The 10,946-nt window shown below is 60.2% G+C and carries 9 protein-coding genes and 1 pseudogene; 7 read left to right on the forward strand and 3 right to left on the reverse strand.

Features of this window, described 5'->3' with window-relative positions:
• Positions 1–218 precede the first annotated feature (218 nt).
• The 6 genes and pseudogenes from hemC to HKD46_RS21325 form a co-directional block, all read left to right on the forward strand.
• Positions 219–1,148 (forward strand): hydroxymethylbilane synthase, encoded by a 930-nt coding sequence (gene hemC, locus HKD46_RS08840; protein ID WP_171865284.1) that lies wholly within the window; start codon positions 219–221, stop codon positions 1,146–1,148.
• Between the two features lie 46 nt (positions 1,149–1,194).
• Positions 1,195–1,929: a uroporphyrinogen-III synthase gene (locus tag HKD46_RS08845; RefSeq protein ID WP_171865286.1), complete on the forward strand. Its 735-nt coding sequence runs from the start codon at positions 1,195–1,197 to the stop codon at positions 1,927–1,929.
• Positions 1,926–3,002, forward strand: a complete 1,077-nt coding sequence (locus HKD46_RS08850) for a uroporphyrinogen-III C-methyltransferase (RefSeq protein WP_171865288.1) — start codon at positions 1,926–1,928, stop codon at positions 3,000–3,002. Before HKD46_RS08845 ends, HKD46_RS08850 begins: the two co-directional genes overlap by 4 nt.
• 10 nt (positions 3,003–3,012) lie before the next feature.
• Positions 3,013–4,176 (forward strand): heme biosynthesis HemY N-terminal domain-containing protein, encoded by a 1,164-nt coding sequence (locus tag HKD46_RS08855; protein WP_069785406.1) that lies wholly within the window; start codon positions 3,013–3,015, stop codon positions 4,174–4,176.
• Positions 4,177–4,234: 58 nt separating this feature from the next.
• Positions 4,235–4,369, forward strand: a complete 135-nt coding sequence (locus HKD46_RS21320; protein WP_010672691.1) for a hypothetical protein — start codon at positions 4,235–4,237, stop codon at positions 4,367–4,369.
• A pseudogene (locus HKD46_RS21325) lies at positions 4,351–4,745 on the forward strand (integrase core domain-containing protein); the annotation flags it as partial. The gene HKD46_RS21320 and the pseudogene HKD46_RS21325, both read left to right, overlap by 19 nt.
• A 74-nt stretch (positions 4,746–4,819) precedes the next feature.
• Here HKD46_RS21325 and pmbA read toward each other — a convergent pair.
• Positions 4,820–6,163, reverse strand: coding sequence for a metalloprotease PmbA (gene pmbA, locus HKD46_RS08860; protein ID WP_171865290.1), 1,344 nt, complete (start codon positions 6,161–6,163; stop codon positions 4,820–4,822).
• Positions 6,164–6,277: 114 nt separating this feature from the next.
• On the opposite strand from pmbA, the gene yjgA reads away from it, so the two are divergent.
• Positions 6,278–6,802 (forward strand): ribosome biogenesis factor YjgA, encoded by a 525-nt coding sequence (gene yjgA / locus HKD46_RS08865; protein WP_010672689.1) that lies wholly within the window; start codon positions 6,278–6,280, stop codon positions 6,800–6,802.
• A gap of 86 nt (positions 6,803–6,888) precedes the next feature.
• On the opposite strand, the gene HKD46_RS08870 is transcribed toward yjgA, so the two are convergent.
• Both HKD46_RS08870 and tmaR read right to left on the reverse strand, forming a co-directional pair.
• Positions 6,889–9,972: a transglycosylase domain-containing protein gene (locus HKD46_RS08870; protein WP_171865292.1), complete on the reverse strand. Its 3,084-nt coding sequence runs from the start codon at positions 9,970–9,972 to the stop codon at positions 6,889–6,891.
• A 214-nt stretch (positions 9,973–10,186) separates the two neighbouring features.
• Entirely contained in the window at positions 10,187–10,504 is a 318-nt protein-coding gene (gene tmaR, locus HKD46_RS08875) for a PTS system regulator TmaR (RefSeq protein ID WP_010672687.1), read from the reverse strand.
• Positions 10,505–10,946 lie beyond the last annotated feature (442 nt).

Raw genomic sequence — 10,946 nt, forward strand, 5'->3', positions numbered from 1 at the left:
CAATCACCGGATTATTTCTGACCCCGTTCGTAACGGTATCATCGGAAAGCAATAAAAATGACTTTTTTCAATGAGTTAAAATCAATTGTTGGCTGAATGAAAATAATTTTCAGCCCCCGTTTTTGAGCTTGGCCCCGCTTTTGCGGGCTGCGCCATGAAAGCCCCTGCAAAGGGTGGTAAGATCGTTTTCCTCTCAAAAGATGAAACAACTGATTGATATGGCAGCCCGAACCCTGAGAATTGCCACTCGAAAGAGCCCACTGGCCCTGTGGCAGGCCAATTTTGTGAAAGATCGGCTGGAGGCACTCCATCCGGATCTGCAGGTCGAACTGGTGCCCATGAGCACCCAGGGTGACAAGATCCTCGACACCCCCCTCGCCAAGGTCGGCGGCAAGGGGTTGTTCGTCAAGGAGCTGGAGACTGCCATGCTGGAGGGGCGTGCCGACATCGCTGTCCACTCCATGAAAGACGTACCCGTGGAGTTCCCCGACGGACTCGGCCTGCACACCATCTGTGAGCGCGAAGACCCGCGTGATGCCTTTGTTTCCAACCATTTCAACCAGATAGACGAGCTGCCTCAAGGGGCCGTGGTCGGCACCTCCAGCCTGCGCCGTCAGTGCCAGCTGCGCGCTGCCCGCCCTGATCTCGTGATCCGCGACCTGCGGGGCAACGTCAACACCCGCCTCGCCAAGCTGGATGCCGGTGAATATGACGCCATCATCCTGGCCGCCGCCGGCCTGAAACGACTGGAGATGGCCCATCGCATCGCCGCCTTCATCGAGCCCGAGCAGAGCCTGCCTGCCAACGGCCAGGGGGCGGTCGGCATCGAATGCCGCCTCGACGATCACGAGCTGCACGCCCTGCTGGCGCCGCTCGAACACCCCGAGACCCGCATCCGGGTGCTGACCGAGCGCGCCATGAACCGCGCCCTGCAAGGGGGCTGTCAGGTGCCTATCGGGGCCTATGCCCTGGTACAGGGAGAAGAGGTATGGCTGCGCGGCCTGGTGGGCAGCCCGGATGGCAGCCGCGTCATTCGCGACGAGATCCGCGGCCCCCTGGCAGAAGGCGAGGCACTGGGCCACACCCTGGCCCAGCGCCTGCTGGCCGCCGGCGCCGACGTCATCCTGGCCGAGGTCTACCGGGCATGAGTGCAGTACGGACCGGTTCGCGGTCATCTGCCCGGAGCGCCGCCTGATGGTCCCCCTGGTGGTGCGCCCGGCCGCCCAGGCCAACCAGCTGGTGCAGATGCTGCGCCAGCTGGGTCATGCACCGCTCTGCTGTCCGTTGCTGGAAACCCGGCCGGGATGCGACCTCCCTCACCTGGGTGATATGCTGCGTGAGGCGGACCTCGTTATCGCCGTCAGCATGCATGCCATTCATTTTGCACATCATTTTCTGTTGCAAACTGGTCAGACCTGGCCACATATTGATTACTTTGCAGTCGGCCAGGCGAGTGCGGATGCCTTCGCCGAGGCGGGCATCCAGGCCCTGTGCCCGGCCGATCCCCGCAGTGAAGGGCTGCTGGCCCTGTCGGCACTGCAAGGGGTGAGTGGCCGCCGGGTGCTGATCCTGCGGGGCAATGACGGGCGGGATCTCATCGCCCGGACGCTGGCCTCACGGGGCGCACTGGTGCACTATTGTGCCACCTACGAGCGCCACTACCCCGATCTTGACGGGGACGCATTGACCCGCCACTGGCAGGCAGCCGGGCTCGACAGCCTGCTCATCACCAGTGGCGAACTGTTGCAGCGGTTGCTGGCCCTGGTGCCCGGCCCGCAGCACCCCTGGCTTTATGACCGCCTGCTGGTGGTGCCCAGTTCCCGGGTGGCCGAGATGGCAGAAGGGGCTGGTTTTACCCGTATCGTGATTGCCCAAGGTGCATCCAACCAGGCTCTGGTGGCCGCCCTGGAACTGAGGAAGATGGAATGACTGAACAGCAAGAAGTCCAGCCGAGTGCCGCGGCCACCGTGGCCGACAACAACAAGCCCGCGCCCGGAACGACAGGGAGCAAGAAGGGCAGCTCTGGCACCGTGCTTGGCGGCATCGCCATCCTGCTGGCCCTGGGGCTGGCCGGTGGTCTCTATGTGCACGGACACCAGAACGCCGTTGCCCAGCAGGCCGAACTGGTAGCCCTCAAGCAGCAACTGGCCGACGCCATGACCAGGATTGATCAGGGCAGCAGCAAGGATGCCGAACAGATCGGTGCCCTCGGCAAGAGCCAGCAGCAGTTGCAGGAGGCGCTGGACGCCTTGCAGACCAAGGTGCTGGATCTGGACGACAAGCGCCCCAATGACTGGATGTTGGCCGAATCCGAATACCTGGTGCGCATGGCGGGCCGCAAGCTGTGGCTCGAACACGACATCGTCTCCGCCATCACATTGCTCGGCAACGCCGACGAGCGCATCAAGGCGCTCAACGACCCCAGCCTGATGCCCATCCGCAAGGCGCTGGCGGAAGACATCGCCAAGCTCAAGGGGATGCCGCGAGTCGATCGCGAGGGGTTGACCCTGAAGCTGGCCGCCCTCTCGGACCAGATCGAGCTGCTGCCCCTCTCCACCGTCAGCATGCCGGAAGCCAAGAGCGAGCCCGACCAGACCGTCAGCACCAACCCGGACGAGTGGCAGAGCAACCTGAAGAAGAACTGGGTCAAGTTCACCGAAAACTTCATCACCATTCGTCGCCGCGATGGCGCCGTGGAAGCCCTGCTCTCCCCGCAGCAGGAGATCTTCCTGCGGGAGAACCTCAAGACCAAGCTGCTGCAGGCCCAGCTCGCCGTCTATCGTGAACAGCAGTCCCTCTATGTCGACAGCCTGGAGAAGGCCCAGCGCTGGCTGGCCCAGTATTTCGATGCCGACAACAGCGCCACCCAGTACATGCAGTCCGAGCTCGACAAGCTCAAAGGCGAGCAGATCCAGTTTGACTACCCGGATCAGTTCAAGACCCAGACCATGCTGGAACAGGTGCTGACCGAACGCCTGCAACGCATCCTGGCCGGCAACTGAGGAGGAGACCATGATTCGTCTGATCGTCATAGTCGCCGTGATGGTGGCGGGCCTCATCTTCGGTCCCGAAGCCTCCGGCAACAAGGGTTATGTGCTCATCTCGCTGGGCAACTACACGGTGGAATCCTCGGTCACCAGCGCGGTGATCCTGGCGGTGCTGTTCTACGGCGCCCTACTCATCGTGGAATGGGTGCTGGCCCGCCTGTTCGGCCTGCGCCGCAAGACCCAGGGCTGGTTCGGCTCCCGCCGCCGCCGCAAGGCCAACCTGCAAACCGTCAATGCCACCCTGGCCATGGCAGAGGGGCACTACAACCAGGCCGAGAAGCTCCTCATCAAGGGCGCCGACAACAGCGACACCCCGCTGCTCAACTACCTGAGCGCCGCCCGGGTGGCCCAGGCCCGGGGCGATGATGTGCGCCGGGATCACTACCTGCAGAAAGCTCAGGAAGAGAACCCCAAGGCAGAGCTGGCACTGACCCTGATCCAGACCCAGTTGCAGATTGAGCAGGGCCAGTACGACAGCGCCCTCGGTCGCCTCGAGTCCATCTATGCCCTCAACCCGCGCCACCCCATGGTGCTGGATCAGCTGCGTCAGGTGTATCTGGCCCGTGAAGACTGGGCGGCCCTCATCGATCTCGCCCCTGCCCTGCGCAAGGTGGGCAAGCTGACCGCCCAGCAGGAAGAGACCCTGCTGCACCAGGCGTGGTGCGGTCGTCTGGAGGCCGCCAGCGGCTCCCTCGACACCCTGCGCACGGTCTGGCAGGGACTGCCCCGCAAACAGCGCCAGGATCCCGTGTTGCTGGCCAGTTACGGGGATCGCCTGCGCCGATTGGGGGCCGATGCCGAAGCCGCCGATCTCTGGCTGGAGGCCCTGCGCAAGGATCCCTCCCCCGAGCTGTTCGCCCGCCTGCCCAAGCTCAAACTGGACGACTACCAGCCCATGCTGACCCTGCTCAGAAAGATCCAGGATCAGCCTGGCGCCGAAGCCGCGCTGGCTCGGGTCTGCCTGCTGGCCGGTCAGCTGGACGACGCCCAGCGCCTGCTGGAGCAGGAAGTGGCAAAGGCGCCGGATGCCGCCCTCTACCACGCCCTCGGCCAGGTGATGGACAAGCGCCGGCTGACCAACAAGGCCAACGAGTATTACCGCCAGGCATTGCAGCTGGCCGACGTCTGATCGGCGCATCTGCCTGAATATGGTTTGCATCTTCTCCTCCGAATAGATGGAGATCTCGATGGGACAGGGCGTAAACGAACACAACACAATTACTCTGATTTTTAAACTGGCCCTGGTCGAGCAGATTGAAGAAGGCAAGCTCACCTATAAACAGACGCAGACGCGTTATGACACTCAGGGCCGCTCTACCTGAGCTAGGTGACGGACACCTGCTCACGCAAAATAGTGGCAACTAAGAGATGAATGCCGAGTCGATGGTGATCGAGAAAACACTGAAGCAACAACGTGACCACGGAGAGCTTATTCATCATTCGGACCACCAGGTGCAGTATTGTTCGGGGTTGTATCAGTCATTGCATGAACAACACGGGGTCAAATGCTTGATGACAGATACTCATAACTGTCACCAAAATGCACTGAGATCTTGAAAAGAGAGTCACTGCTGCAAAGCCTGCAGAGGCTGGCGCAGGCGGGGAAAAGTGCGAAAGGCAGTGGATACTTATAACCTGGAGCAACCGCATCAGGCATTGAAATACAGAACCCCTGATGTGACGCATCGGGGGTTCTGAGTGCTAAAAGCTAGCTAAAAATGTGTAGACCTATCTCAGGACTAGACACCATATTCCAGATCGGACGGAGGGGATCAGTGCCCCGCCAGTTTCATCTGCTCGACCAGTACGGAGCCGGTCTTGAGGCTGGAACGCTCATCCTCATCACTGCCCACCGCCACGATATGGCTGAACATGTCGGCCAGATTGCCTGCAATGGTGATCTCCTCCACCGGATAGAGGATCTCGCCATTTTCAACCCAGAAACCGGCTGCGCCGCGGGAGTAATCACCATTGACGATGTTGACCCCCTGCCCCATCAGCTCGGTCACCAGCAGGCCGGTACCCATCTCCTTGAGCATGCCCTGGAAGTCCTGGCCGGTATTGGAAACCTGCCAGTTATGGATACCCCCGGCGTGGCCCGTGGTGGTCAGGCCCAGTTTGCGGGCGGAGTAGGAGGTGAGCAGCCAGCTCATCAGCTCGCCGTTGCGGATGATGTCCATGTCGCGGGTGCGAACCCCTTCCCCGTCGAACGGGGAGCTGGCAAGTCCTCCCGGCAAGTGGGGGAACTCCTGGATGGTGAGCCACTCGGGCAGGATCTGCTTGCCCAGTTTGTCCAGCAGGAAGCTCGACTTGCGATAGAGGTTCCCCCCGCTGATGGCCATCACCAGATGGCCCCACAGGCCGGCAGCGGTATCAGGGTGGAACAGCACAGGGGCATGGCGGGTGCTGATCTTGCGAGCCCCCAGGCGGGAAACAGTGCGCTCCACCGCCTCGTCAGCGATGCGCTGGGGGCTCCACAGCCCGTCCAGGGAGCGGCTGGAGGAGTAGCCGTAGTCGCGCTGCATGTCGCCATCCTGCTCGCCGATCAGTACGCAGCTCAGGGAGTTGCGCGATGCAGCATAGCCTTTGACGAAGCCGTGGCTGTTGCCATAGACCTTGACGCCCAGGTGGCTGGAGAAACTGGCTCCGTCGGAGTGCTTGATGCGAGCATCACGCCCCAGGGCCAGCCGCTCGCACTCGATGGCCAACGCGATGCCACGCTGGGGATCCAGCTCGATTTGGTGGCACAGTTGCAGGTCCGGGGCATCCCAGGCCAGCAGATCCGCATCCGCAAGACCGGCGCAGTCATCGGGAGAGGTGTGGCGGGCGATCTCCATGGCCGCTTCCACGGCGGCGCGAATGGCCGGCTTGGTCAGATCCGTGGTGGAGGAGGAACCCTTGCAACCGTCGCGATAGACGGCGATGCCGAGTGCGCCATCCTTGTTGAATTCGATGCTTTCCAGCTCGCAGCCCCGGGTGTTCACCGAGAGGCCGGTCTGTTTGCTGATGGAGACTTCGGCAAGCCCGGCGCCCAGCCCTTTCGCTATCTCAAGGGCCTCGGCGACCACGGCCTCGAGATGGGATTGATCCTGGCGGATTTGATCTTGCTGGTCCATAACTCACATCTGTATGAAGGGAAGGAAAGGGGCTAAGCATATCAGACCCCTGCGCCCAGCGGGAGAAGCTGGTAACATATCCGCCAAACGTGAATGACAGGAATACAGAGACCGATGAGTCAATATCAAGACGACAACGAGTGGGAAGACTGGGGCCCCAGCAAGAGCCAGCTCAAGCGTGATGCCGAGGCCTTGCAGAAGATGGGGGAAGAGATCGTCTCCCTGAGTCACAGCGAGCTGGAGAAGATCCCCCTGGATGAAGAGCTCGCCGAAGCGGTCGAGCTGGGTCGCAAGCTCAAGCCGAAGAAGGATGAGTCCTTCCGTCGCCATCTCCAGTTCATCGGCCGTCTGATGCGTAGCCGCGATGTGGCCCCCATTGAAGAGGCCCTCTCCATCATCAAGATGCGTCACTCCACCGTGAACGCCCGCCTGCACCGCCTCGAACAGTGGCGCGAGCGGCTGATCACCGAAGGCGACAGCGCCCTCAACGAGCTGATGTCCCAGTTCCACGAGCTGGATCGCCAGAAGCTGCGTCAGCTGATCCGCACCGCCAACAAGGAGCGGGAGCTGAACAAGCCGCCGGTAGCCTATCGCGAGATGTACCAGTACCTGCGCGGTGAAATTGAAGATCTGTTGTAAGTGATGACTCACGTCCGCCTCATGGCGGCGTGCAGTACACAATCAAACGGGGCCGAAATGGCCCCGTTTTTTCATACGATTTCCGCTCAGCTGCCCGCCATGCACTGGGTGTGAGTAGCGGGTTGCAGATAGGGGACCAGCAGGGGGGCCATCCCCTTGAGCACCTGTACAGGTAGCGCCGACGTGAAGCGGAACTTGTCGGACTGGCTGCCGGGCACATAAGCCGTCAGCGTGCCGAAGTGATCATCCCCGATGTAGAAGACGAAAGTCGCAGTCCGGTTGCGAGCCAGTGAACTGGTCACATTACCGTAGCGACCGACCGTCTCGATCCGGTTGTCCCCGGTCCCCGTCTTGCCCCCCAGGGCCAGGACAGTACCATCCTGCAAGGCGAAGGCCCCGGCGATGCGCCGCGCCGTCCCCCCTTCCACCACCTTGGAGAGTGCATTGCGCAAGGCGTTGGCCACCTCGGCAGGCATCACCCGTTCCCCCTGGGTGTTCGCCGGCTCAAAGACGGTGGCGAAGGGGGTCCCCTTGGCAAAGGAGAGGTGCTCGATGCGCAGGGTCGGTGCACGAATGCCGCCGTTCTGGATGATCCCCATCAGCTCGGCCAATGCAGCAGGACGATCGCCCGAGCTGCCCAGTGCAGTCGCCAGGGACGGAACCAGGTGATCGAAGGGGTAACCCAGGCGAGCCCAGCGCTGATGGATGTCGAGGAAGGCCTCAACCTCCAGCATGGTGCGGATCCGGCTGTCCCGGGCACTGCGATGACGGGTCTTGAACAGCCAGCTGTAGACCTCCTGACGCTCGTCACGGCTGGCGGTTACCGCCTCGGTAAAGGTGGCCTTGTCAAACTCCTTGAGATAGGCAAGCAACCACAGCTCGAGTGGATGCACCCGTGCGATATAACCTTGATCCGGCAGAGAATATTTGCCGGGGCCGTAATTGGTATAGAGCTGCTCTATGCGCTTCTCGGTCAATTTCTCCCGCGGCAGGCGCTTGGCCAGGAAAGCGGCAAAGTCGGCCTGGGAGGCTTCCGGCATCAGATAGCGATGCACCGCGGCGAGACGCACCGCGCTGGGTTTGAGACCATCGAGGAAGGTATCGAGCTGCTCTTCTGCACTCTTGCCACGATATTTGCGCCAGAACCTCAGCAGATAGGTCTGCCCCTCCTTGTCGGCAAACTTGGCGAGATACTCGGTACGGCGAGGATCCCTGTCATCTTTCAACAACTGGGCACGATTTCCCTCCTTGTAGAGGCTGTAGCGGACGATGTCCCGCATCAAGCGCACGAAGGGCAGGTTGATGGATTCCCGCAGCGCATCGCGAATGGGCGGGATGCGACCGTTGTCTTCCTTGCGGAAGTTGTTGAAGGTGTGCATGCCACCGCCGGTAAAGAAGCCTTCATAGGGACTCGCGGAATACTTGCGGTCCAGTGCGGCCTCCAGCATCACCGGCAGGCTTCTGTCCTTGGCACTCATCAGATAGGCGATGGCCCAGCGGCTGATGTTGTCCTGATCGGACACTTCGATCTTTCGCAGGCTCTCCACCGGCATATTGCCGTAGCTGTCATGCAACTCGGTGACAATTTCGAGATAGGTCGTCAGTACCCGCAACTTGGCGGTGGATCCCAGTTCAAGCTTGCTACCCTCATTGATGTCGAACGGCTGGTCCGTGTTGTCGGTCTGCACCCTCACCTTGACCCCTTCCGGCGTCTTCTCGAACAGGGTAAAGCTGTACTTCACATCACCCGTCTTCTCCGGCGAGAGCAGGCGCTCACCAAACAGACCCACCTGGGCTGCGAATGCAGGGTCTGCCAGTTGCTGCAGATACCGTGACACCTCGTTCTGCAGCGGCATATTGAGGGTGGTGTTGGCCGTCAGATCCATGCGGTCCAAATCATAAAGCTGCACCCCGAGCTGACGACTGAGACGAGTGCGAGCCACCTGCAGTCCCTTGTTGTTGTTGACTCGAGTGATGGCAGGTGCCTGCAGGAAATCGCGGAAGACCAGCTTGGCCTTGAGAGCCGACTCCATCAGGGGGGGCGTGATCATTCCCTCCTGCACGAAGAGTCGCAGATAGCTGTCTGTCAGGGTAGACAGTGCTTCTCTACCCTGCGCCAGGTAATAGGAAGGACGGCGGTGGGCGATCATCAGGGAGACAACCTGGCGCAAGGCAAGCCCCTGCTCGGCCAGGGTAGAATCCTGGTTGCGAGCGGGATCCAGCAGTCGATTCACCTCATCAACATTGGCGCCAAACCAGACCCAGAGGCCATCACCGAGACCGTGCACCTCGCCATAACCGGGCGCTGCAGAGAGCGGGACCGAGTTGAGGTAGGCCCAGGCAACCAGCTTGCGGGCCTCCAGGGTCTCGGGCCCCAGCCGATAGGCACGAACGCTGGCCGAGACCATCTGGCGGATCTTCTCGGTCGGCGAAACGGTCAGTCCATCGGGAGAATGACGATACTTCTCCACCTGGGTCGCCAGAGTGCTGCCGCCAGCAGATTGATCCTGCATATCCAGCGCCTTGCCCACCTGAGACAGCGCCGCCTTGGCAAATCGCGGCCAGTCTACGGCCGGGTTGGCCAGCGGTTCCTTGTTGCTCAGGAGTTCACGGTTCTCGATAAACAGCAGAGACTGGATGACCAGGGGCGGTATGGCATTGAAATCCGGATAGTAATGAGTCGGATACTTGTACTGGTAGAAAGGCTCGGCACGGCAGTCATAGAGTGTCAATCCTGCCTGGACCTTCTCGGTATAAGGCACGAAGAAACCGTGGCTGGCGTAGTTGTAGAGCGCATCGGAAAAACGGACCTGTTCGCTCACCTGGTAGCCACGCTGAACGAGACGTTCCTGGATCATGGGCATCAGCACATAACCGAGTCGCTTGTCGAACGGGCCGTCGTCGGGGAAGGCAATTTGCTTGCTGGGGCCGGGTTCGAGCTGATAGGTCAGGGTGGCCGCATAGCGGGAGATCTCCTGTGACTGCAGTCGGGAGGTCTTCATTTCATAACCCACCAGGGCGACCACGGCAGCCAGGCAAAGCAAGAAGATAAAACAGAACAACCAGCGCCACCAGGGTCGGCGTTTACGCTGTTGTTGCCCGTCCGCATTAGGTACGGATGAATCCTGAGATGCCACTTTATTTGAATCCGTCTGTTTTGATGCGCCCATATCAGCCCCACCATGGTTGCGCAATTTATTGTCTTTCAATCAAGCTTAGTCGTTTCAAGTCAAGGGCTTGAAATCTATTGACCGCTTTGCAGCGATGTTAACAGGGCGATTGTGAAAATGGGAAGCCGATTGTTGCAACGCGGCAAGAGATCCGAGCTGCGGCATGAAAATGAAACACCGGCCAGAGGCCGGTGTTGACGAGAGCGGGGCGGTATTATTTGCTGGTGCTCATACTCTTCAGCTTGGTACTCAGCTCCTTGCGCTCCTTGGAAAGCTCAGCATTTTTGATGATATGGTCATCTACGCGCTCTTCATAATCGGTCCGCATGTTGGCGATGATGGCCTGAACCTCGTCAATGCTCATGCCGGGCTTGATATAGTCACTCAGGTTGTCGAGCAACAGTACCCGCTTCTGGTTGTCACGGATCTTTTTCTCGTTGTCCGCGATTTCACGCTTGAGCTTGTTCTGACGACGGGACATACGCACATATTCCAGCACATCGTTGAAGGTTGACTTGTTTACTTGTTCCATATCGGTACCACTGAGTGAAGGTGAATAAAAACAGGCGGAGAGTCCCATACCAGAAAAAGAAACCGAAACCATGGCACGGGCAAACCCGGAATGCCCCTTACTCTACCGAGTTATGATTCAGATACAACCCCAATCGCAGCGCGGGCGGCGGGTTTAGACAGAACGGATCCGACTGGGTTATTACGCGAAAAATGATGAAAACGGAGAGAGCCAACATGTGGGTTCAATGCGGCCAGAGCAGGCGCAACTTTTTCCGGTACAGGCAACAAGTGAACGACGAACAGCACCATAGTGCCCGCTTGCCCTCCAGTGAGGGCTGAATTTCAGGCAATAAAAAACCCCGCTCGAGTGAGCGGGGTTTCTTGTATTGGGTGCCTGGCAGTGTCCTACTCTCTCATGGCGAATGCCACACTACCATCGGCGCTACAGCGTTTCACTTCTG

Source organism: Aeromonas sp. TW 6, assembly GCF_013168745.1.
Lineage (GTDB): Bacteria > Pseudomonadota > Gammaproteobacteria > Enterobacterales > Aeromonadaceae > Aeromonas > Aeromonas caviae.

Bases quoted from the DNA above. Each gene is read 5' to 3' on its own strand.
- hemC (WP_171865284.1), top strand. From the start codon at position 219: ATGGCAGCCCGAACCCTGAGAATTGCCACTCGAAAGAGCCCACTGGCC.
- HKD46_RS08845 (WP_171865286.1), top strand. From the start codon at position 1,195: ATGGTCCCCCTGGTGGTGCGCCCGGCCGCCCAGGCCAACCAGCTGGTG.
- HKD46_RS08850 (WP_171865288.1), top strand. From the start codon at position 1,926: ATGACTGAACAGCAAGAAGTCCAGCCGAGTGCCGCGGCCACCGTGGCC.
- HKD46_RS08855 (WP_069785406.1), top strand. From the start codon at position 3,013: ATGATTCGTCTGATCGTCATAGTCGCCGTGATGGTGGCGGGCCTCATC.
- HKD46_RS21320 (WP_010672691.1), top strand. From the start codon at position 4,235: ATGGGACAGGGCGTAAACGAACACAACACAATTACTCTGATTTTTAAA.
- pmbA (WP_171865290.1), bottom strand. From the start codon at position 6,163: ATGGACCAGCAAGATCAAATCCGCCAGGATCAATCCCATCTCGAGGCC.
- yjgA (WP_010672689.1), top strand. From the start codon at position 6,278: ATGAGTCAATATCAAGACGACAACGAGTGGGAAGACTGGGGCCCCAGC.
- HKD46_RS08870 (WP_171865292.1), bottom strand. From the start codon at position 9,972: ATGGGCGCATCAAAACAGACGGATTCAAATAAAGTGGCATCTCAGGAT.
- tmaR (WP_010672687.1), bottom strand. From the start codon at position 10,504: ATGGAACAAGTAAACAAGTCAACCTTCAACGATGTGCTGGAATATGTG.